25 protein-coding genes are annotated in these 22,272 nt (G+C 41.2%); 9 read left to right on the top strand and 16 right to left on the bottom strand.

The window, feature by feature from the left end; genetic code table 11:
• The first annotated feature begins 149 nt into the window (after positions 1 to 149).
• Positions 150 to 920: a DUF6503 family protein gene (locus tag ACOOEY_RS14750; protein WP_420385490.1), complete on the top strand. Its 771-nt coding sequence runs from the start codon at positions 150 to 152 to the stop codon at positions 918 to 920.
• A 1-nt stretch (position 921) separates the two neighbouring features.
• A complete protein-coding gene (locus ACOOEY_RS14745) occupies positions 922 to 1,857 on the top strand; it encodes a carbon-nitrogen hydrolase family protein (protein WP_420385489.1) in 936 nt (311 codons plus the stop codon).
• Between the two features lie 54 nt (positions 1,858 to 1,911).
• Here the strand turns inward: ACOOEY_RS14745 and ACOOEY_RS14740 are convergent, their stop codons facing one another.
• From ACOOEY_RS14740 to ACOOEY_RS14720, 5 genes are all read right to left on the bottom strand, one after another.
• The gene (locus ACOOEY_RS14740; protein WP_420385488.1) at positions 1,912 to 2,529 is read right to left on the bottom strand and encodes a LolA family protein; all 618 of its coding nucleotides are present in this window, start codon (positions 2,527 to 2,529) and stop codon (positions 1,912 to 1,914) included.
• Positions 2,530 to 2,662: 133 nt separating this feature from the next.
• The gene (locus ACOOEY_RS14735) at positions 2,663 to 3,676 is read right to left on the bottom strand and encodes a hypothetical protein (protein WP_420385487.1); all 1,014 of its coding nucleotides are present in this window, start codon (positions 3,674 to 3,676) and stop codon (positions 2,663 to 2,665) included.
• A 26-nt stretch (positions 3,677 to 3,702) separates the two neighbouring features.
• A complete protein-coding gene (locus ACOOEY_RS14730) occupies positions 3,703 to 4,497 on the bottom strand; it encodes a HEAT repeat domain-containing protein (protein WP_420385486.1) in 795 nt (264 codons plus the stop codon).
• Positions 4,498 to 4,499: 2 nt separating this feature from the next.
• Positions 4,500 to 5,375, bottom strand: a complete 876-nt coding sequence (locus ACOOEY_RS14725; protein WP_420385485.1) for a DUF4097 family beta strand repeat-containing protein — start codon at positions 5,373 to 5,375, stop codon at positions 4,500 to 4,502.
• 3 nt (positions 5,376 to 5,378) lie between these two features.
• Positions 5,379 to 5,918, bottom strand: coding sequence for an RNA polymerase sigma factor (locus ACOOEY_RS14720; protein WP_420385484.1), 540 nt, complete (start codon positions 5,916 to 5,918; stop codon positions 5,379 to 5,381).
• Between the two features lie 330 nt (positions 5,919 to 6,248).
• Here ACOOEY_RS14720 and ACOOEY_RS14715 point away from each other — a divergent pair, with 330 nt between their 5' ends.
• From ACOOEY_RS14715 to ACOOEY_RS14705, 3 genes are all read left to right on the top strand, one after another.
• Positions 6,249 to 6,422, top strand: coding sequence for a hypothetical protein (locus ACOOEY_RS14715; RefSeq protein WP_420385483.1), 174 nt, complete (start codon positions 6,249 to 6,251; stop codon positions 6,420 to 6,422).
• Between the two features lie 40 nt (positions 6,423 to 6,462).
• The gene (locus ACOOEY_RS14710) at positions 6,463 to 7,392 is read left to right on the top strand and encodes an MBL fold metallo-hydrolase (protein WP_420385482.1); all 930 of its coding nucleotides are present in this window, start codon (positions 6,463 to 6,465) and stop codon (positions 7,390 to 7,392) included.
• A 74-nt stretch (positions 7,393 to 7,466) separates the two neighbouring features.
• Positions 7,467 to 8,537, top strand: coding sequence for a hypothetical protein (locus ACOOEY_RS14705; protein ID WP_420385481.1), 1,071 nt, complete (start codon positions 7,467 to 7,469; stop codon positions 8,535 to 8,537).
• Positions 8,538 to 8,636: 99 nt separating this feature from the next.
• Here the strand turns inward: ACOOEY_RS14705 and tsf are convergent, their stop codons facing one another.
• From tsf to ACOOEY_RS14660, 9 genes are all read right to left on the bottom strand, one after another.
• Positions 8,637 to 9,467 carry a translation elongation factor Ts gene (gene tsf / locus ACOOEY_RS14700; RefSeq protein WP_420385480.1) on the bottom strand — a complete coding sequence of 277 codons (831 nt, stop codon included), beginning with the start codon at positions 9,465 to 9,467 and terminating at the stop codon, positions 8,637 to 8,639.
• Between the two features lie 94 nt (positions 9,468 to 9,561).
• A complete protein-coding gene (gene rpsB, locus ACOOEY_RS14695) occupies positions 9,562 to 10,332 on the bottom strand; it encodes a 30S ribosomal protein S2 (protein ID WP_420385479.1) in 771 nt (256 codons plus the stop codon).
• 24 nt (positions 10,333 to 10,356) lie between these two features.
• Entirely contained in the window at positions 10,357 to 10,743 is a 387-nt protein-coding gene (rpsI, locus tag ACOOEY_RS14690; protein ID WP_420385478.1) for a 30S ribosomal protein S9, read from the bottom strand.
• Positions 10,744 to 10,753: 10 nt separating this feature from the next.
• The gene (rplM, locus tag ACOOEY_RS14685) at positions 10,754 to 11,197 is read right to left on the bottom strand and encodes a 50S ribosomal protein L13 (protein ID WP_420385477.1); all 444 of its coding nucleotides are present in this window, start codon (positions 11,195 to 11,197) and stop codon (positions 10,754 to 10,756) included.
• Between the two features lie 134 nt (positions 11,198 to 11,331).
• Positions 11,332 to 12,042, bottom strand: coding sequence for an RluA family pseudouridine synthase (locus ACOOEY_RS14680; RefSeq protein ID WP_420385476.1), 711 nt, complete (start codon positions 12,040 to 12,042; stop codon positions 11,332 to 11,334).
• The gene (locus ACOOEY_RS14675; RefSeq protein WP_420385475.1) at positions 12,042 to 13,148 is read right to left on the bottom strand and encodes a sensor histidine kinase; all 1,107 of its coding nucleotides are present in this window, start codon (positions 13,146 to 13,148) and stop codon (positions 12,042 to 12,044) included. Before ACOOEY_RS14675 ends, ACOOEY_RS14680 begins: the two co-directional genes overlap by 1 nt.
• A 1-nt stretch (position 13,149) precedes the next feature.
• Entirely contained in the window at positions 13,150 to 13,836 is a 687-nt protein-coding gene (locus ACOOEY_RS14670; RefSeq protein ID WP_420385474.1) for a response regulator transcription factor, read from the bottom strand.
• A gap of 67 nt (positions 13,837 to 13,903) precedes the next feature.
• Complete coding sequence (locus ACOOEY_RS14665; protein ID WP_420385473.1) at positions 13,904 to 14,707, bottom strand: DUF3108 domain-containing protein; 804 nt, start codon at positions 14,705 to 14,707, stop codon at positions 13,904 to 13,906.
• Between the two features lie 44 nt (positions 14,708 to 14,751).
• Positions 14,752 to 15,792 (bottom strand): aminopeptidase, encoded by a 1,041-nt coding sequence (locus ACOOEY_RS14660; protein WP_420385472.1) that lies wholly within the window; start codon positions 15,790 to 15,792, stop codon positions 14,752 to 14,754.
• 92 nt (positions 15,793 to 15,884) lie between these two features.
• On the opposite strand from ACOOEY_RS14660, the gene recA reads away from it, so the two are divergent.
• A complete protein-coding gene (gene recA, locus ACOOEY_RS14655) occupies positions 15,885 to 16,898 on the top strand; it encodes a recombinase RecA (RefSeq protein WP_420385471.1) in 1,014 nt (337 codons plus the stop codon).
• Positions 16,899 to 16,973: 75 nt separating this feature from the next.
• Here the strand turns inward: recA and ACOOEY_RS14650 are convergent, their stop codons facing one another.
• Complete coding sequence (locus ACOOEY_RS14650) at positions 16,974 to 18,233, bottom strand: ABC transporter permease (RefSeq protein ID WP_420385470.1); 1,260 nt, start codon at positions 18,231 to 18,233, stop codon at positions 16,974 to 16,976.
• Positions 18,234 to 18,485: 252 nt separating this feature from the next.
• On the opposite strand from ACOOEY_RS14650, the gene queA reads away from it, so the two are divergent.
• Positions 18,486 to 19,532 carry a tRNA preQ1(34) S-adenosylmethionine ribosyltransferase-isomerase QueA gene (queA, locus tag ACOOEY_RS14645; protein ID WP_420385469.1) on the top strand — a complete coding sequence of 349 codons (1,047 nt, stop codon included), beginning with the start codon at positions 18,486 to 18,488 and terminating at the stop codon, positions 19,530 to 19,532.
• A gap of 89 nt (positions 19,533 to 19,621) precedes the next feature.
• Here queA and ACOOEY_RS14640 read toward each other — a convergent pair whose 3' ends face one another.
• On the bottom strand, positions 19,622 to 20,494 hold the full coding sequence (locus ACOOEY_RS14640) for a hypothetical protein (protein ID WP_420385468.1): 873 nt from the start codon (positions 20,492 to 20,494) through the stop codon (positions 19,622 to 19,624).
• Between the two features lie 244 nt (positions 20,495 to 20,738).
• Here ACOOEY_RS14640 and ACOOEY_RS14635 point away from each other — a divergent pair, with 244 nt between their 5' ends.
• Both ACOOEY_RS14635 and ACOOEY_RS14630 read left to right on the top strand, forming a co-directional pair.
• On the top strand, positions 20,739 to 21,401 hold the full coding sequence (locus tag ACOOEY_RS14635) for a 2-C-methyl-D-erythritol 4-phosphate cytidylyltransferase (RefSeq protein ID WP_420385467.1): 663 nt from the start codon (positions 20,739 to 20,741) through the stop codon (positions 21,399 to 21,401).
• Between the two features lie 54 nt (positions 21,402 to 21,455).
• The gene (locus ACOOEY_RS14630; protein ID WP_420385466.1) at positions 21,456 to 22,241 is read left to right on the top strand and encodes a 3-keto-disaccharide hydrolase; all 786 of its coding nucleotides are present in this window, start codon (positions 21,456 to 21,458) and stop codon (positions 22,239 to 22,241) included.
• Positions 22,242 to 22,272 lie beyond the last annotated feature (31 nt).

The following is a 22,272-nucleotide window of genomic DNA, read 5'->3' as shown; positions in this document are numbered from 1 at the left end:
ATTGTGTGTGTTTATTGGCCATCCCGAGAGATCGGGATGGTTTTTTTATGCCCTTTTCTATTTGTCGGCCACTGACCATTAACATGGAAAAGACTCCCCTCTTTTTGAACTTATCGCTAATTTGAGACGTACTTCTACAAAACTGAATTATGAGAACTCAACTTGGATTATTTCTAGCAGCCAGCATTTTGATGGCCTGTTCTAATCAGCAAAAAACACAGCAGGAAGAACCTGTTAAATCACAAGCTCAACAAGTCATTGACGAAGCCATTTCTTTTCATGGAATGGAGGGCCTTTCCAATGCTGACTTCTCTCTCAAATTCAGAGATATGGATTACACCTATAGCCTCCACAATGGCATGTATGAGTATACCAGAACCCAAACTGATTCCTTAGGCAGAGAGGTTATTGACAGACTTACTAATGAAGGACTTATCAGGTACATTGAAGGAGATACTGTAAGTGTGGAAGATGAGAAAAGAGCCGCATATGCGCGATCTGTGAACTCAGTGATCTACTTTTTCAGACTACCCTTCGGATTAAATGACCCCGCTGTTGTTAAAAAATACCAGGGCACAACAACCATCAAAGGTAAGGATTACCATGAAGTCAGAATCACCTTTCAACAGTCCGGAGGTGGAGAAGACTTTGACGATGTATTTCTTTATTGGTTTGACACTGACGACTATAGCATGGATTACATGGCCTACCTTTATCATACAGATGGTGGTGGCATGAGATTCAGAGAAGCTATCAACCCAAGGCGCAATGAAGGTATTCTTATTCAAGACTATATCAACTTTAAGCCGGTAGATGAGAAAATGGATATTAATAATATCAGTGAACTCTACGAGGCCGGTGAGTTAGAAGAGCTCTCGAGGATTATTAACGAAAACGTATCCATATCTACAGGCCACTAATATGAATAAAAAAGTGAGAATTGCGGTTGTTCAAGCCGCACCTGCTTACCTGAATGTCGCTGACTCAATGCTAAAAGTTGAGCAATTATTGAGAGAAGCTGCAAGTCAGGGAGCACAGCTGGCCACATTCGGTGAAACTTGGTTCACCGGTTACCCCGCCTGGATAGATTACTGCGATGAATATGCCCGCTGGGACTTTAAACCAACCAAAGAGGTATTTGCTAAAACCTATGAAAACAGCCTTGATGCAAAAGGTCCTGAAGTAGCGCAAATTGGTAAATGGGCAAAAGAACTCGGTATTTCGGTCGTAATGGGTATTAATGAAAAAGTACTGAGTGGCCCTGGTAACGGAACCATTTACAATAGCCTGCTTACCTGGAACCATGAGGGGGAATTAGCTAACCATCATCGCAAACTCATGCCAACTCACACCGAGAGATTAATCTATGGACAAGGAGACGGGCATGGGCTTCAGGCAGTTGAAACCAGTGCCGGACGCGTGGGTGGTTTAATCTGCTGGGAACACTGGATGCCTCTCACTCGCCAAACCATGCACAACTCGGGTGAACATATACATGTAGCTGTCTGGCCTAAGGTTCATGAGATGCTACAAATCGCTACAAGATCCTATGCATTTGAAGGCCGTTGCTTTGCCATTGGTGTAGGACAAATTATGAGGGTAAAGGACATTCCAGGAGAGTTTACTCTCCCCGATGAACTAAAGGGCAAACCTGAGCACCTGCTATTAAACGGTGGAAGCTGTATAGTGGGGCCTGATGGTCATTATGTAATGGAGCCGGTTTGGAATCAGGAAGGCGTTTTTGTTCATGAGATAGATCTTAACCGATGCTATGAAGAACGCATGGCCCTGGATGTTACCGGACATTACCAAAGAAATGATGTCTTTAACCTGGAGGTTAATCAAAGGAGAAAATAAAAGGCCGAAACCTCAGAAAGGTTCCGGCCATCAGTTTAGTTGTTTGGTGTAGTCTTATTGACAGCCACTTCGCTCATCTATCTTCTCATAGTATTCTGCAGGGTTTATGGTAAAACTTGTACCTGCTGTATTAGTAGAGAAGCCCGAAAAGGTATATTTATGGGCTGTTCCGAAATCATCTACCGCGTTGATAGACTTAATCTCATTTCCATCGAATTCAATATCCAATTGCACATATGGCATTTCGGCTGTTGGTTTTAATTTTAATACAGAGCCTTCTACCGTACCTGAATGACCTTGTGCATAAAAGGTCATAATTGTTCCAAAATCAATGATGGCCTCAGTGTTTTCTCCTGAGCAGAAGTACAAAATCTGGGAATGATCTTCCTCCTTAGTACCGACATACTCAGTTTTACCATCGTCAAGCCAGGTTTCGTTGGGCCCATACTTAAGAATATACTTCTCACCATCAACCACTAATACGCCTTCCTGAACATTCTTGAACCCCATATTATCATTGGCTGCTTCATACACTACACTCACCTTATACTTTGGAATGTTACTGTACTTGCTGTAAAGCTCCTGTATTTTCTCTGATGCATTCTGAGCACTTGCCGATAGATTAAGTGCCAACATCAAAACCATTAAATAAGATATCTTAATTGCTCTCATAGCGGGAAAAATTCGTTAAATGAAAAAATCGGATAGGTCAGTTCGATGGAACCTATAGGGAGTTGAGGAATTCAAAAATAAAAAAATCCTGTGAATTGCCATTCACAGGATTAAAAATGTCGTTAATCACAGTTTATTTTTTACGGATATAGATATCTCCATTGGTGGTTTTCATCATTACCTCGGCACCTCCACCATTCAGGTCTGCTTCAACCCAATTCTCATATTTAATATTAAATCTGCCTTTATCACTCTTGCTGGTAACCGGCTTACTCTGCTTAATAGAGAAAGATTCAAAGTCAGTGTAGATTTCACGATTGGTCTTCATCTTAGTGGTAAACTTGGTTCCATCAGGCACGCTAAGGTCCACATTGCCATTGTAGGTTGAAAAAGCCATAGGTGCATCAGGGGTTACCTTCGTGAAAGTGACTTCAATAGATCCATTATAAGTAGAAGCGCTGGCCGATCCGCTGATATTAGTCAGGGTAATAGGTCCATTATAACTCTCAACGTTCAGCTCTCCGGTCACTCCATCAATTTCAATTTTACCGTTGTTATAGGCGTCCGCTTTAATGTCGAAGTTTTTAGGAACCTGTATCTCAAAATCTACACGGTCGTTCCAACCATCATTTTCAACCTTTACTACATTGTTGTATTCAGTAGCCTCAAAGCTCAGCCCTCCGCTACTCACTAACCGCATACCGCCTTCTTTCTTGCTATCAGAAACCTTCTTCTGATACTTGATCACTTTTACCTTAACCGTAGGGCCATCATAACCTGTGATTTTCACCATTCCATTATGAGAGCCAACATCCAAGGTACCTCTTTCACCTGGCTTTGTCAGAGGTATTTCTACTTCCTGAGAAGTTTCCTGATACTCCACTGCGCCTCCTTCACCATCGACCTCAAGGCCCATACTGCTTAATAAATTTCTGGCAGTCCTTTCGCCAAAGGCCTCTACATTAGCCTCAAACTCACGTATGTCGATATCAAAGTCAGGGTCAATGTCCACATCAATTTGTTGATCTGCTTTCACCTTCACCTTCTTCTCTACTTTTACTTTAGGGTCAACTTTCACTCTTGTACCCTGAGACCAACCCGGAACTGTTAATGTCAGTGCCAGAAGTCCAATCCAAAACCTTTTCATATTTTTCATTTCTCTTACCTTTTCTTTTACATGATTTTATCCAAATTCTGACGAAGCGCTGATTTCACATCATCGGGTGTATTTTCAGCATTTAGAATTGGTTCAAATTCTTTAATTGCCTGTGATTCCTGTAAATCGACCATCAATTCGGCCATAGCCACCATTACCAAAGGCGATTTCTGTTGTGTAATACTCTTGATTAAACCCTCGCGGATAGCTGGATCTTTAGCGTACTCAGAGAGAGTTGCCAAAGCCGCCAAACGTACATTGGTATTCTCATCATTATTCAGGGTGAGGAAAAGGGCATCGGTAACCTCTTGATTTTTAGTCACCATACCATTACTCATCTGCACCCCTTTCAACCTCTGGGCAACTGATTCTTCTTCCAGCATAGCCATCATCATCACTTCCTTCATATCTGCCACCTGCGAACTCAGATCTTCTAGCTGACTGTTATATGCAGTGCTGGTGAGCATACGACCCGCAAACAGGCCTACAATCAGCACTGAGAAACCAAAAGCCAGTCTACCTCGGTTGCTGGCAAAGAGCATTTGTATGAATTGCCCTGCATAACCTCCGGATTTTTTTCTCTCTACCTTTCGGTTCTCTTCGGCCAGCATCTGATAAAAATTACTTCTCATGTTGGCTGATGGTTCCGGCTGAGGAGACTCCTGCATCTTACCTTGCAGCGCAGTCATTGCTTCCACCTCAACCATATCAATAAACCCCTCCTGCACGTAGCTGTCAAACTCCTTTTTGCGTTCCCCGGAGAGGGTTCCATCAATATATTCTGTTATTAAAGACATGTACTTATCGTCCATCTCTATCTCTTTTGTTTTCTCAAATAAACATCCCCATTAAGGGTTTCGAAGTCAAAGCTAGCTCCACCTGAGGTACCATACTGATAACTGTTCGAGTTGGCCACCTTAAACTTCGTAGTCTTTCCTTCGGCACTCTTTGTCACCTTTGGAGCCAGTTTCTTACTGAAGTCCAGATCACTGTAAACTTCACCCCATCGGCTCTCAAAGTTGAATATGCCACTCCCGTCACCAGGCAGAAATATCTCTATATCTCCATTTACAGTCTTAAAGCTGGCAAACTCAGTTGGCATCTTTACATAAGAAACCTCCACCTTACCATTCACCGTGTTCACTTTAGTGTCTCCCTGAATATCTTCCAGTGTAATATCTCCATTGACATTTGACGCATATACATTACCAGTTACCCCTTTGGCAAACACCTCTCCTTTATTCACTGTAGAGAGCTTTACGCTAATGCCCTTTGGCACCTTAATCTTATAGTCCATGGTATACCAATAGTCTCTGCGTTCACTCTCTCCATTCCAGTCCCAGCCACATCTTAATGGGTCCTGCTTTTCAGTAATTCTCTGGTTAGGAGACTCTACCGACAGTCTGATGAAATCATCATTTTCAGAAACTCTCAGTTGCAATTCCTCCATACCAAGATCAATATCATCCCCACTTCTGGCATTCACTCTTTTCTCAAGTGTCACCTCTACCGTGTTACCATCATAAGCCTCTACCTCTACGCTGCCGTTAATATTGCAGACGCAGAACCAAAATTCAATATTCTTATTTTTGACCTCCAGGCTCTTTGTAATGGTCTCAGACCTACCTTGTGCCCAAATTGTGGTAGCTACCAGGCATCCCACTATAGTTAACCAATAATTCCTTTTCATTTCTTAGGGTTTTACCACCTCAAATTCTAATTGCTCATAGCAGCTTTTCAGTTCTTTGAGTGCTCTAAAAATCCTCACTTTTACAGCGCTCTCCGTTATCTCTAGCAAATCTGCTATGTCTTTGTATTTCATACCCTGGTACTTACTCAATACCAGAATCTCCTTCTTGTCTTCAGGCAACCTGTCGAGCGCCACTTGTAACAAGCCAAGCTCTTCACTGGCAATCTTCAGTTTCTCTGCATGATCATCATTGCTATGATACCTGTCTGCCACATCGAGGTCTTCTTTGTAACCTCTTCTTTTCTCTTTGCGATAATGATCTGCAAAGAGATTTCTGGCCATATGGTACATCCAGGTAGAAAACTTACCGTCACCTTTATATGTGTGACGGTATTTGATGATCCTCACAAACACATTCTGCACCAGGTCTTCACTCACCTCCTGATCAGAAGTAAGCCGATAAAAGAACCCATACAAAGGCCTGTTGTAACGTTCAAATAACAGCCCCAGCTGATCAAGCTGGCCTGCTTTAACCTTGAGCATTAATGTGTTGTCTGAGATTGAATCCAATGCTTCGTCTTAAGAATTCAGTGTGGGAAACCCTCCCAATCAGAAATGGTTACAGACAATTTAATATTTTCTTGTGTTAATTTTTCAGGCTTCCAAAAGCGCTACTAAAGGCCTTATTATAAGGGCGCCCCACCGCACAATGCCTTGCGCCAAGGCCTGCTCTGGCGGGCCTGGCGCTGCCTCATCACTCACCCCTTTTACAGAAAACAAGACAAACTTTAAGCACTGATTTTGAACCATTGATATTTGATTTACGGTTGAGATACTTTAAATTCATTGCTTAACGCCTAACAAACACCCCCCATGGAACAAACAAAAGAAGAACTACAAAAGCAGATTGATGATCTCAATTCACAGCTAACTGGTGACATGTTTACCGACATGGACATCAAAGACCAAATCCACAACCTCAAAATGAAACTCAACGGAGTAAAGCCTATGGATTCTCATTTTGATTGTGTAGGTTGTGGTAGCTAACATGAAAGCACTATCTTCAACCATAAAATCAGAGCCTCTCATGGCTCTTTTTTTGTTTCTATGCCTTTGTAGTTGTACTGCAGGGAATCAGTCTATAGAAAGCACACCCGAAAGACCTTACCTGATGGTACTTGGTGTTGCGCAAGACGCAGGATATCCTCAGGCGGGTTATCAGGACGAATGGGAAGCTATTAAGCTTGGACAAAGACAAATTCAATACACAGTATCTCTCGGACTGGTTGATCCACAAAATCATAAGCGCTACCTCTTTGAAGCCACTCCCGACTTCAAAGAGCAATTACAAATGATGGATAAAGTCTCAGAATCCCAACAATACCCATTTGATGGCATCTTTCTAACTCATGCGCACATTGGCCATTATACAGGCCTGATACATTTAGGCAGAGAGGTTATGGGAACAAAAGACATCCCTGTCTATACCATGCCTAAAATGAAAAGCTTTCTGGAACAAAGTGGCCCGTGGAGTCAACTGGTTAGCCTGGGAAATATCGACTTGCAGACCATGCAAGACTCCACTCAGGTTCAGCTTTCCCCCTCTATATCTGTCATGCCATTCACGGTACCTCATCGCGATGAATACAGCGAAACAGTAGGTTTTAAAATTCAGATTGCTGAAAAGTCGATTGTCTTTATTCCAGACATTGACAAATGGAATAAGTGGGATGTCGATATCAGGGAAGTTGTGAAAACTAATGACCTGATTCTTATTGATGCCAGCTTCTATCAGGATGGAGAGCTGAAAGGGCGCGACATGAGTCTTATTCCGCATCCGTTTACCAGAGAAAGCATGGAGCTTTTTAAAGACCTTTCAGCTACGGATAAAGACAAAGTATATTTTATCCATGCCAACCATACCAACCCTTTATTGGATATCAATAGCCCGGAGCATGAAGAAGTATTGAAGGCTGGTTTTCATATCGCCAGACAAGAGCAGATATTCAGATTCTAACTCAAAAAACAATACAATATTCGACATAAACGCATCTCTAAAAATAACCACACTTAACCTTCAATAAACCAATTATGAAAAAGAAACTTTACACTCTACTCATGCTTTTCGTAAGCACATTTGCTTTTGCCCAATGGTCTGGAACTAACCCTATTTATTACAACGGAGGAAAAGTTGGAATCGGTACAGACTCTCCTTCATATAAGCTTCATACCGTAGGCGATATATATTCATTATGGGGATATAAGGTTGGAGAAACTAATCAGGTTACTTCAGATGCCATGTTTGATGGATACAAATCGTCCAGTAGTACTGGGGCAGTCTTTGGGATTAAAATCTTGAGATATTTATCTGGATCAACAGTAAACATTGGAGGCATCTACGGGCTAAAAGTCGAGTCAGGGCCGAGCTTTTCGAGTAGTGCCACCAACGTCTATGGCATTTATACCAAAGCGCTGGCCTTTGGAGAAAACAGCACAGCTACTAATGCCTATTCTCTCTATTCTGATTCTCCCACAGGCTCAATTACCAATTCCTTTAATATTTATGCTGCGGGAAGTACAAAAAGTTATTTTGGGGGGAATGTAGGAATAGGTACAACTTCTCCCAACGCAAAGTTGGAAGTTACCGGAGCTACTCGAATTAACTCTACCACACCAGTTTTGCATTTCCTTGAAAATGACATCACAGATAGCAATTTCCAAATAGATGTCAGTGGAGGAAATTTAAATTTCAGAACTAATAATGATTCCTTTACAAATGCTTCAACAAAAATGAGCATTCTTAATAATGGAAATGTCGGGATGGGCACTACAACCCCCGGAGAAAAACTCGAAGTCAATGGCACCATCCGCTCTAAAAAAGTAAAGGTTGAGGCAAGCGGGTGGCCCGATTATGTATTTGCTGACAATTATCAACTTCCTTCTTTGACAGATATAGAAAACTTCATCAAGACCAATGGTCACCTACCAGAAGTCCCTTCAGCTAAGGAAGTAACCGAAAATGGCCTTGACCTTGGAGATATGGAAGCGACTCTTTTAAAGAAAGTAGAAGAAATGACTCTTTATATGATTGAAATGAAAAAGGAGGTAGAAGCTCTGAAGGAAGAAAATAAGACGCTCAAGGCGCGAATTGAAAACAAATAGTAAGAAGGTTTTTCAATCACATCACAAGTTTCTCATCAGGAGAAAAAAAAAGCGACCTCTTTCGAAGTCGCTTTTTTTGTTTTATGTTCTAAGGATAAATTATCCGATAGATACTCTTTTGAATGCAGTAACAGTCATTCCTTTGTTAACTGAGTCAAGGTACTGCTGAACAGATTGCTTAGAGTCTTTCACAAAAGCCTGGCTCAACAAAGTATTCTCCTGGAAGAACTTGTTCAGTTTACCCATTGCAATTTTCTCAATGATGTTCTCTGGCTTACCTTCCTGACGAGCCTGATCCTTACCAATTTCGATTTCTTTCTCGATGGTTGCCTGATCAACACCGTCCTTGTCAACAGCTACAGGGTTCATTGCAGCAATTTGCATTCCTACGTCTTTACCTGCTTCGCTCACATCGTTACCACCAGTTCCGTTCAATGCTACCAACACACCTAATTTACCGTTAGAGTGGATGTAAGAAGCTACTTGCTCACCAGAGATAGTCTCATAGTTAGAAACCTCAAGCTTCTCACCAATCTTACCAACATACTCAGTCACTTTCTCCTGAACTGTCAATTCTCCAAGGCTAATGTTATTCAATGCAGCAAGGTCAGTTGGTTGATTGGCCATAGCAGCATCAGCGATCTCATTACCCAGTGACTGGAAGTCTTCGTTCTTAGCCACGAAGTCAGTTTCACAAGTGAATGAGATGATGATGGCAGAAGATTTGTCATCACTAGTTCTCACAAATACGCTACCTTCTTTAGTTTCTCTGTCAGCTCTCTTCTCAGAAAGTTTCTGACCTTTTTTACGAAGGATTTCAATGGCTTTATCGAAATCGCCATCTGCTTCTACCAATGCCTTTTTACAATCCATCATACCGGCACCGGTCATTTGTCTTAGTTTGTTAACATCTGTTGCTGTAATAGCCATTTTATGAATATTTAGATTCTTAATTCGGTTAAAACAAAAATTGAACATCGAAGCGAATTCAATGTTCAATTTGTATCAAGTTTTTGTCAATTAATTATGCGTCTTGATTTTCTGGTTGAGCATCAACTTCTTTCTTCTCTTGCTCGGCCTTCTCTCTTTCTCTCTCCTCTTTATCTACCTTTCTTTGAGCAAGTCCTTCTTCAATCGCTTTTCCGAAGGCTTTAGTGATGATTTCAACAGATTTGAAAGCATCATCGTTACCTGGGATAGGGAAGTCAACTGAATTAGGATTAGAGTTTGTGTCGCAAAGGGCAAAAACAGGAATACCCAGTTTTTTAGCCTCAGCTACAGCAATGTGCTCTCTTTTAACATCGATGATGAAAAGTGCAGCAGGAAGTCTCGTCAAATCAGAGATACCACCCAAAACCTTTTCTAATTTGGCCTTTTCACGGGTTTTCATCAATCTCTCTTTCTTAGCAAGGGCTTTATAAGACTCGTCTTTCATCAACTTGTCAATACCTTGCAATTTTTTCAATGACTTTCTGATTGTTGCGAAGTTGGTTAACATACCACCCAACCATCTTTCTGTCACGAAAGGCATGTTCAGTCTTTTTGCTTCATCAGAAACCAAAGCTCTCGCTTGTTTCTTAGTAGCAACGAACATTACTTTTCTTCCTGATCTTACGATGTTCTTAACAGCATTTGATGCTTCTTCGAGGCTGTCAAGGGTTTGATTAAGATCGATGATATGGATTCCGTTCTTCTCCATGAAGATATACGGAGCCATTCTTGGATCCCACTTTCTCGTTAAGTGTCCGAAATGAACACCAGCATCAAGTAAGTCTTTGTGAGTTAATTTAGACATTATATAGTTTGTAATTAATTCGGATTAACGTTTAGAGAACTGGAACGATCTTCTCGCTTTTCTCTTACCGTATTTCTTACGCTCAACCATTCTAGGATCACGTGTTAAGAAACCTTCGCTTTTCAAGGCAGGTCTGAATTCTGCATCAGCTTCGCAAAGGGCTCTTGAAATTGCCATTCTGATTGCCTCAGCCTGACCTTTCAATCCACCACCGTCTACATTCACTTTGATGTCGAAGTTAGACTCCTGGTTCACTTTAGCCAATGGTTGCTTTACAACAATCTGCATCACATCAGATCCAAAATAGTCTTCAACCGATCTGCCATTAATAGTGATCTCTCCTTTACCTGACTCCATGTATAGTCTGGCAACTGATGTTTTTCTTCTTCCTATAGTATTGATTACTTCCATTGAAAGCTTCTTATAATTCTACAACTTTTGGTTTTTGGGCTTCATGCGGATGCTCAGCACCTTCATAAACATGCAGGTTGTGGAAGATACTTCTCCCCAATCTGTTCTTAGGTAGCATACCCCTAACAGCTCTTTCTACTAAAAGCGTAGAAGACTTAGCCTTCAATTCTCTAGGAGTAGTTTTCCTTTGTCCTCCAGGATAACCAGTGTATGAAAGGTATACCCTGTCAGTCCACTTCTTACCTGTCAGTCTTACTTTATCGGCATTGATAACAATGACATTGTCACCACAATCAACATGCGGAGTAAAGCTAGGCTTGTTCTTACCTCTGATAATCTTAGCCACTTCGCTGGCTAATCTTCCCAATGTTTTAGACTCGGCATCGACCAACACCCACTGCTTGTCCACTGTCGCTTTATTTGCCGAAACTGTCTTATAACTTAGTGTATCCACTTCAGTATAATTTATTGACTTTAAATACTTTATTCAGACCTTCCCGTAAAAAGGGACACAAAGATAGAAGTTTGATTTTTCAATTCCAACATAGCCCTGCAAATTAATTGGAGGATATTGGAGTGATTCTCTCATTAGTACTTATTGGCTTGCAGCTGTTTATGCAAAACCTTTAAGTCTTTAGGATAGGGCGCCTCCACAGAAACCCGCTCTCCATTCATTAAATTGAAACCTAAAGAGTAAGCGTGTAAGGCAAATCTTTTAATCAGAGGCTGTTCCTCCTCATACTTACCAATATTATAACGCTTCTTGATCTGGGATAAATAAAGTGCTTCTCCCTGATAAAGAGGGTCATTAATGATAGGCGCACCTTTTTTACTCAGGTGTATTCTAATCTGGTGCATCCTACCCGTTTCTGGTCTGCACTCCACCAGAGAATGTTTCTTATATACCTCAATAGTATTGAATACCGTAGTCGCTGGCTTACCGTTGAAGTCAATCACCACACTTCCCTTATTGAGAGATAGAATAGGTAGCTCTACTTTCAGATCTTTGAAATCCTGAAGGCCATTAACAAAGGCATGATATACCTTGTCGACTGTTCTCTTCTCAAATTGTATGGAAGCATGACGATATGCCTCGGCTGTTTTGGCAAACAAAAGACAACCTGAAGTTTCCTTATCTAATCGGTGACAGGCCGAAAGCTCCTCATTATACTGTTTAGCCAGCAGCTGAAGGTTTACATTGCTATTCCTGTCTTCGAGGGAAGCAATAAAGGGCGGCTTATTGGCCACCAAAAAGTCTTCGTTTTCGAATAAAATAAGGGATTTAAAATCGATCTTCATCAAAGTGTCTCTTCCTCCAGAGATTCCAGCCCTAGTCTTTCCTCCTCAAGTTCTTCCTCCATCTCTTCTGCGCTTTGTCCAATAGGTAACTTAAAGCTAAAAGTAGATCCTTTTCCTACAGTACTGATTACACTCACCTTGGTATTATGAGCTTCCAGTATATGTTTCACAATAGCCAGGCCCAGTCCGGTACCGCCCATTTCTTTAGATCTGGATTTTTCAACCCTAAAGAACCTCTCGAATATTCTATTCAGGTGTTCAGGGGGAATACCTACACCCGTATCTTTTACATAGACCTGCACTTTCTCACTTTTCACCTCAAAGCCAATGTGAATACTCCCTTCCATGGTATACTTAATGGAATTAGACACCAGGTTGGTAATCACACGATAGATTCTATCTGCATCGGCATGAACAAAGATTGGATTAGAATAATCAGCATCAAACTTGAGTTTCAGGTTCTTCTTTTCAGCCTTCACTTCCAACTGGTCAATCACTTCTTCAGCTATAGTGACAATATTAAAGTGCTCAAAGTGCATTTTAATCTCACCTGTTTCAATCTGTGAAAGGGTAAGCAGATCCTGAATGAGCGCATCCAGGTTATCCAGGCTTCGGGCCGCCCTCTTAAGAAATTTCTTCCTGATTTTCTTGTCATCCGCGGCACCATCAAGTAGTGTATGTACGAAACCCTGTGCTGCAAAGACCGGTGTTTTTAATTCGTGGCTCACATCGGCCAGAAATTCTCTACGGAATGCTTCCAACTTTTTCAGGTCCTCAATTTCCTTATTCCGGTTGATACCGTATTTAAAGATTTCCTGATTGATCCTTTTGAGTGGGTTATTGGAGTTATGGTTCTCGTAGTCTTCAATAAAGGAAAAGTCCTTCTTGCGCATCTTATTGAGTACATTATATATCTCACTGATTTCGCGCATTACCAGAAACTCAAAAGCCACATAAACCAGCAAATAAGTAGAGGCAAAGGAAAGTAAGGCGGCAACGGTCATTACCGTAGCCGTTGAATCTGGCAATAAAGAAAGGAATGCAACCGTAACGATGGCCACGAGAGCCGCCAAAACAAGCGCAACTACACGTGACCTGAAGTACATCTTAGTTAACCTCGAACTTGTAACCTACCCCTTTAACGGTAGAGATGTAGCCATCTCCGATCTTTTCACGCACTTTTCTGATGTGAACATCAACAGTTCTGGCCAGTACGTAAACATCTGTTCCCCAAATATTCTGAAGTAACTCATCGCGGCTGTACACCTTATTAGGATTCTGCGCCAGGAAGTAGAGCAATTCGAATTCTTTCTTAGGTAAAGTAAACTGATCACCATTGGCTGTAACGGTATAACTCGACCTATCGATGGTCAAATCTCCTGCCACTACCTGAGGTTTCGATTTGTTTTTACTCTCCTTTCTGAAAAGAGCACTGATTCGGCTCATCAGAGCACGCGGCTTAATGGGCTTGGTAATGTAGTCGTCAGCGCCTGCCTCAAAGGCAGCTACTTCCGAATACTCTTCAGCACGGGCCGTCAGGAATATGATGTGACTATCTGCCATTTCAGGGATTTCCCTGATTTGTCGACAAGTCTCCACCCCATCTTGCTGAGGCATCATGATATCCAGAAGAATCAGTTCGGGAGAAAATCTTTTGGCAATTGAAACTGCTTTCATTCCATCTTCTGCCGTTTCAACATCGTAGCCTTCTTTCTTGAGGTTGTATTTCAGAAGCTCCAGGATATCCGGATCATCATCTACTACCAAAACCTTGGGGCTTTGTTTATTTGCCATTGGTCATCGAATTAATTGTTCAAAGATATAGTTTTTGAATCCTTCTTGGCAAGATGTATTTGAGAGTTTACTCGATTATAGATAGCGGATGTCGCAAGTTCTCGACATTTTTGAGCTCTACATTGAGATAACCAACATAAATTTTGGCTTGAAACTTAAGAGGTATCTTATTCAGGTCATCCGACAACCATACCTTCAATGTATTATCTTCCTCAAATAAGCTATCCTTTTTCATCATTGGCACCAGCACCAAGGCTTTCACATCTCCGTATTTGGTTTTGATCACTTCCCTTCCCACGAACTTTACTTTGAAGGGCTTCTCTTTGTCATCAAAAAAAGTGTTGATGGTAATCACTTCACCTACCTCAATCTTATTGAAATCAATTGCCCGGAGGTAGTAATAACCACTAACCATATCCTGCACATTATTAGGAATGGCATGATCTACCTGTCTTTCCAGCTTTAACGTCTCTTTGTGAAGCTTGGCTACCGTAACAGAATCCTTGTCATGATCAAAGTAGAGGATCTCGTTTTTGCGGAAGCGTCCCTCTTTTATATATCGATAAAACTGTTGAGGGATTAACTGAGTGGTATCATAATAAGTACCCCAATTGTCTCGTACAGAAGAAAAGAAGTCAAAAATGCCCACGGTCTTCGCATTGATGTCAATTTTCCAGGTAGGTCTTTGATTGGTAGTATAAATAATATCGCTTACTGAAAAAGTAGCCTCAGCCGCACGAATAAATCCAACAGTGGCCTTAAGTTCAATTTTCTCTCCAGGCTGAAACGGGCGTTCTTTGGAAAGTTCATACTCCTGAGCCTGAATACTGAAGGCTGTAAGTAATAATATGGCAAGTAGTGTCCGTTTCATTTACTGTTTATCGAGCTTATTTGGCAAAGGCCGTACCAAAAACGCTAAAGCGAAGGAAAGCGTTTTTTCAAATAATTCAAATATGCCAACAGATCACCTTCAAAATCCTCTTGCAACTGCCTCTCGAGCTCCTGTTGCTGACCATTATAACGTAGCATGGACATAAAGTATGTATTCTTAGGTTGGCGCTTCTCAAAATAGCCTTTATATAAAGTAGAGGCAAAATCTACCGTGTCATAATTATTGACGATTTGCTTCATTGCCTCCGATTTCAACCGTTCTTTTTCAGAAAGTGGTAAATCAACCATTGCCCTATATACGGAATCAAGGTACTGTGCCGATCCAAGCATAAAGTCTTTAAACTTGATTTCGTCTTTCAACCCATTCTTAAAAGAGATTACTTCTTCGCTACCTATTCCATATTTATCCTCGAGAAAAAGAATAGCTCCTTTGTCTCCGATAAAAGAAGCCAGGTTTTCATTGAAAGTGACAGAATCCTTAACGAACAAGGTGCCATGAGTCAACTCATGGATGATCAGGCTGGCCAGGTCTCCCTCAGATCGATTCAACATATTGGATAATACCGGATCTTTGAACCACCCCAGTGTAGACCAACCACCTGCTGTTCTGATATCCACTTCCAGCTCTTCCTGCTCTTGAATTTGTTTCGCTTCTTCTCTGGCTTTCTCCAAATCGAAAAACCCTTTATAAGGTACGCTACCCACTATAGGGAAACTCCACATCCTGGCTCTGAAGAAATAAGGATCACATGCGGTAACTACATACATAGAGGGCTTCCCCTCCTGGTCATATATGGTTGAATAGTTATCCGATTCATTGATACCCAGTTTTTCAAAAGCGAAAGTCTTAGCCTCTAATATGATCTGTATTTTCTCCTTTTGCTCCTCTGTAGTACCTGGTAATTCAAGAAACTCTTCCAGTGGAATGGCATTATTGACCACTCTCAATTGACCCTTAAGCTGAAGCCAGCCATAGGCTACCAATTCCCTCTGCCAAACCCCTAATAGGATGAGAATCAGCAAGAGACTTAGACCTGTCCATTTGAGGAATTTTCTGACCTTCATAGATTAGCGAAATTACAAAGATTATATGGTTGTGTATTGCAGGCTTTACTGCTATCTTCACAAACTATTCTTAAAGATATATCCCAATTAGCATGAGCGACAATACAGAAAAATTAAAAGCACTGCAGCTCACCATCGACAAGTTGGAAAAAACCTATGGCAAAGGTGCAGTGATGAAGCTGAGTGATGAAAAAGTTGTAGACCTTCCTTCTATATCAACAGGTTCTTTGGGCCTTGATGTGGCCTTAGGTATTGGAGGAATTCCTCGCGGAAGAATCATAGAGATTTATGGACCTGAATCCTCAGGTAAAACCACATTAACCATGCACTGTATTGCGGAAGCTCAACGCAAGGGTGGTTTGGCTGCCTTCATTGATGCAGAACATGCTTTTGACAAGTCTTATGCTGAAAAGCTGGGGATAGACACTGAGAATTTATTAATCTCTCAGCCTGACAATGGTGAGCAAGCACTTGAAATTGCCGAACACCTGATTCGTTCTGGCGCCCTTGATATTATCGTTATTGACTCTGTTGCGGCTCTGGTTCCTAAAGGTGAACTGGAAGGTGAAATGGGTGAAAGTAAAATGGGATTGCAGGCAAGACTCATGTCTCAGGCATTAAGAAAGCTTACAGGAACCATTAACAAAACGGGTTGTGCCTGTATCTTTATTAACCAGCTCAGAGAGAAAATTGGTGTCATGTTCGGGAATCCAGAAACGACAACCGGTGGTAATGCCCTGAAATTCTATGCTTCGGTCCGACTTGACATCAGAAGAATTGGCCAGATTAAAGAAAGTGCTGACAATGTGATGGGTAACCGCACAAGAGTAAAAGTGGTGAAGAACAAAGTGGCCCCTCCTTTCAAAGTGGTTGAATTCGACATCATGTATGGCCAGGGTATTTCCAAATCAGGTGAAATATTAGATATAGGTGTAGAGCTAGGCATTATTAAGAAAGCCGGGTCTTGGTTCTCTTATGGCAATGAAAAATTAGGTCAGGGTAGAGATGCTGTCAAAACCTTAATCGAAGATAATCCTGAATTGGCAGAAGAATTAGAATCAAAAATCAAAGCTCACATTAACGGTGAGGTTGCTGAAGAAGCATAGATATCAAAAACATCCTAATAATAAGAAAGGCTACCGATCGGTAGCCTTTCTTATTCCTTATGGTTGAAAAGCAGTTTATCCTGCTCTCATAGCCTCCACAGGATCTAGTCTTGCTGCTTTAGCTGATGGAATGATACCAGATACAATTCCAATAACCGAAGCAATGACAACTCCCTTCAATATATTTTTAACCGTAAGGACAACCTCGAGGCTACCAAACGGAATAAATGTCAATGCATAAACAAGCAGAATCCCTATAGCTCCTCCCAGCAAACAAAGGAAGACTGATTCAAAAAGGAATTGGAAGAGAATGAAGTAGTTCTTCGCACCCAATGACTTTTGAATACCTATCAGTTTAGTCCTCTCTTGAACAGACACGAACATAATGTTCATAATACCGAAACCACCTACGAGAATTGAAAAGCCTCCAATGATCCAACCTGCAGCGCCTAGTATATCGAATATTCCTCCCAGCGCATCTGCAATGGCCTCTGGTCTGTTCAAAGCAAAGTTTGACTCTTCCTTAGGACGAAGCCCTCTTACTTTACGCAGTAGCCCTTCCATTTCATTCTGTAGCTCCACCATTCCTATATCCTCCTCAAAGCCTTTCACCGCTACAGATGGATTGATACCCCAACGTCTGCCGATGTAGTACATCTTAGTGAACATCTTATAAGGAATGTAAATTCGGTCATCACTGCTTGGTGTACCGATGAAGCTCTCTCCCTCCTTTTCCATCACACCAATCACACGGACATTGAACCCTCTTACCTTGATATCTTTTCCAATGGCCGTTTCAAATGGAAATAAGGTTTTAGCCACTTCATCACCAATGATGGCTACGTTTCTACCTCCTTCAATTTCTTGTTGAGTAAAATACCTTCCCTGCCCAATTTCAACTTCATAGACATCTTTATACTGGTAGGTCATACCCCAGATATCTGTTCCGCTGATACTGCTACTCTTATAGCGTGCTGTAGTCGAAGAACGACCAACAATCGTAATAGCCGCTGCGTTTTTCAGGTTGGCCTGTAGGAACTCATATTCCGAAAAGCTGTTATTCGGTCTTCTGAAATATTTCCACCAGGGGAAATTAGGATCATCGAATTCAAAAGGGAATTTATCTACTGTTACCACATTAGAGCCAAGGAAGTCGAGACTGTCTTTGATATTCTTCTCCAATGAATCCACCATGGTGAACACTGAAATAATCAGCATAATACCAATGGTCACTCCTAGCAGGGAAAGTGTTGTTCTGAGCAGGTTCGTGGTTAATACTTGTACCGCAAAGCGAATACTTTCACCCAATAATTTCAAAAAGATACCAAAGCGCATAAATTGACCTAGCTTTTAGTGGTTACTATTGCAACGTAAAGAATCAGAAAAAGTAAACACGCTCAAACCTATTATGGTTAAAAAACTGAATTCTTCCAGCGAAAGGAAGTTAAAGTGGTTGAGTGGAGGAGCCTCATTCTTTAATTTCTTTGCTTGAATTTCTGATTAAGTCGGCTTACCTTATGAAGCACAACCATTTATTTTTATCTTTGCCAGCTATTTCAAAAGACAGGAGAATTGAGTATCGAGAAAATGAAATTATCGGCATTCAAGTTTGAGTTACCTCAAGACCGAATCGCCAAATATCCGGCAGAAAACAGAGACGAATCCAGATTGCTGGTGTTACACAAAGACACTGGTGAAATCGAACACAAGGTTTTCAAAGACATTGTAGACTATTTCGATGAAGGTGATGTCATGGTGAATAACGACACCAAGGTTTTCCCAGCCAGACTTTACGGACAAAAAGAAAAAACCGGTGCCCAGATAGAAGTATTCCTGCTGAGAGAACTCAACCAGGAAATGCACCTTTGGGATGTTTTGGTAGATCCTGCCAGAAAAATCCGCGTGGGCAACAAATTATACTTTGGCGATGGCGAACTCGTGGCTGAAGTAATCGACAATACTACTTCAAGAGGTAGAACTATCAGATTCTTGTTCGATGGTACTGACGAAGAGTTCTATAAAACCATTGACACCCTGGGCGAAACACCACTCCCAAGGGTGATCCCAAGGGACACAGAACCGGAAGACAGAGATAGATTCCAAACTATTTATGCTAAGCATGTTGGAGCAGTTGCTGCACCGGTAGCAGGTCTACACTTTACCATGCAGGTATTGAAGAGATTGGAAATTAAGGGTATTGACGTAACGCCTATTACCCTGCATATTGGTTTGGGTACTTTCCGTCCGGTTGACGTGGAAGACCTTACTAAGCATAAAATGGACTCCGAGAACTATGTTATCGGTGAGCCAACGGCAGAACTGGTCAACAGAGCACTCGATGCCAAGAAAAGAGTAGTATCAATTGGTACTACGTCCATGAGAGCTTTGGAATCATCAGTATCTGCCGGAGGTAGATTAAAGGCCAATTCAGCCTGGACTGATAAGTTCATCTTCCCTCCTTACGAGTTCAAAATCTGTAATGCATTGGTGACTAACTTCCACTTACCGGAATCTACTCTATTGATGCAAGCAGCAGCTTTCGGAGGTTATGAAAATGTAATGAATGCCTACAAAGTAGCCATTAAAGAGAAATACAGATTCTTCAGCTATGGCGATGCTATGTTGATTATCTAATGACTTCCCAAATTGTAAAAAAGGCGTCACTAGAATTCTAGTGACGCCTTTTTTCTGTAGAAAGCATAGGTAACTTCTAAAACTAGTCGTCAATTCTTGGCAAAGCTATAGTCTATTATTCCTATCAAATAATCGACCTCCTTTGTATCTAAAGAGGATTGCTCCAGATACTTTCTCACGAAGGGATCAAAGTAAAATCTAAATCTCCCCTCAATAATCCCCTCACTTTCTGAGAACACAAACTTCCCAATCCCCTGATGGAATTCTCTTTGTGGATTAACCATTAAAGGTATCGACCAAAAAAAATAGCGTGAACCTTTTTCGATATGATCTAGAAAAAATGCACCAGCCTTTTCAAACGCAGCAGCTCTAAATGCATAATCATTCAAATCATTTTCATAGTCACTTTGCGCATACTCTCTGGAGGAGATATTTATAACTCCATAATCATTTCCTAACTCAAAGGGTGAAATTGAACTCTCAATTTTATAAAACTCTAACAAAACCGGACTTTTCACTTTGTAAATTAAGTCATCAGTCTCCTCATAAATAACGAAATCATCAGATTTCAAATAATGTTTAGAGTATTCCCAATCTATCGGCCGGTGTCCTGTCTTTAGCAACTCATGCGTCTTTTGAAACCTTAAACTCCATTCATCAGTCAAATCTTCCAACCCCAGCGTTTTATCCTCTATAGCAGAGACCAACTCATATTTTATTTCTCCATTATCTAAAGCAGGCAACAATGTTATGGTGATTAAACCTCTTTCTCCTTCAAGCTCAAAGAAAATATTATAAAGCAGAATTTTCTTAGGAAGTCCCAACATGCCATTACTGAAAAGTTCCGACTTTTCAACGCTTGCCTCACTCTCATTAAGTTCACGCAAAGAGATTACCTTTCTATCTTGGCATATAGAGTTTAATGAAAGACAAATCAAGATTATACCATACACAATCTTCATATTGCTAATATCTATTTTACGAACCCAATAAACCATCTCATATTACGTCAACCTAATCACTCTCAATACCAAACAGCTCAGTAAATTTCAAAGCCGTGGATAAGAAGGATCCCTGAACATAGCCTTTCCATTTCCCTTTTGAATAAACAAGTAAGATACTACTTTTCGATACTTTACTTTACTGTCTAAAATGAATGGTCAAACTATTGAGAGGCCGTCTGTCCTATTTTTTTACTTTTGCTACATGCAAAGGTATGCCATTATTGTCGCAGGAGGTAGCGGAACCCGCATGCAAAGCGAAATCCCAAAGCAGTTCCTATTATTAAAAGGTAAGCCCATTCTCATGCACAGCCTTGAGGCATTCCATTTTAATCATACTCAATTAATATTAGTCCTACCTACCAATCAGATTGAATATTGGAAAGAGCTGGTTAGCCAATATCGTTTTGACATACCCCATCAAATCGTTGAAGGAGGCGAAACACGCTTCCACTCCGTCAGGAATGGCCTGGCGGCCATCGAAGCAAATGATGGTCTGGTAGCTATACATGATGGTGTCAGGCCTTTGGTCGACCGGGATATTATTGACAACTCCTATCAGACAGCAGAGCATAATGGATGTGCTATCGTTTCAGTAGCATTAAAAGACTCCATTCGTTCAGTTTCTACTGAAGGCAACAGGCAAGAAGACAGAACTGCCTTCAGACTGATTCAAACACCTCAGACCTTCCGTCTGGATCTGATACTTAAGGCTTTTAAGCAAGCATACGACCCACTGTTTACTGATGATGCTTCTGTCTTTGAAAAGGCAGGTCATAAGGTGCATCTCATAGAAGGAAGTTATAGAAACCTAAAAATCACTACCCCTGAAGACTTACTCACAGCGGAATCATTCCTCAAAGCATAAAGTAGGCTTGCTAAGCAAGAGATTTTAGCTAACTTATTGCTCTTAATTTTAATTATGAGACGCGCTGTATCAACCACACTTTTTGGGGTGGCCTTGCTCTTACTCACCCTGGGCTGCACAGATAAAAAAGAAGAAGAGTGGATTAACCTCTTCAATGGTAAAGACCTGGAGGGCTGGGTTCCTAAAATCACGGGCTATCCTACCGGAGAAAATTATGGCAATACCTTCAGAGTCGAAGATGGTCTATTGACTGTTTCTTATGACAAGTACTATCGCTTTGATAATCGTTTTGGACACTTATTCTACGAAAAGCCATTTTCCAATTACCTACTGAGAATTGAATATCGATTTATTGGAGAACAGGTTGAAGGGGGAGCTCAATGGGCACTTAAAAATAGTGGCGTAATGCTTCATTCTCAGGACCCATATACCATGGGTGAGCAGCAAGACTTTCCTATTTCCCTTGAAGCTCAATTTCTGGGCGGACTAGGTGATGGACCAAGACCTACCGGCAACTTATGTACTCCAGGTACTCACGTTGAAATCAATGGTGAGTTGATCGAAACTCATTGCATTGATGCCGTAGCCCCTACCTACAATGGTGAAGAATGGGTAACAATGGATATCTTAGTAAGAGGTGATCAGGAAATTGCCCATATTATTGACGGAGATACACTAATCAAATATCAGCACCCTGTTGTTGGGGGCGATGTAGTAAACAACATTCTTCCTGAAGCCAAAAAGGATGGGCAGGCACTTAAAAGCGGGTATATAGCCCTTCAAAGTGAGAGTCATCCTATACAATTCCGAAAGGTGATGATAAAAGAACTTAACAACTAATTCAACTTTAGACAATTACATAAACTCAATA

Origin of the sequence: Roseivirga sp. (assembly GCF_965216855.1) — a bacterium.
GTDB lineage: Bacteria > Bacteroidota > Bacteroidia > Cytophagales > Cyclobacteriaceae > Roseivirga.
Note: the sequence above shows the minus strand (reverse complement) of the source record. Positions and strands in the feature narration are given on the sequence as shown.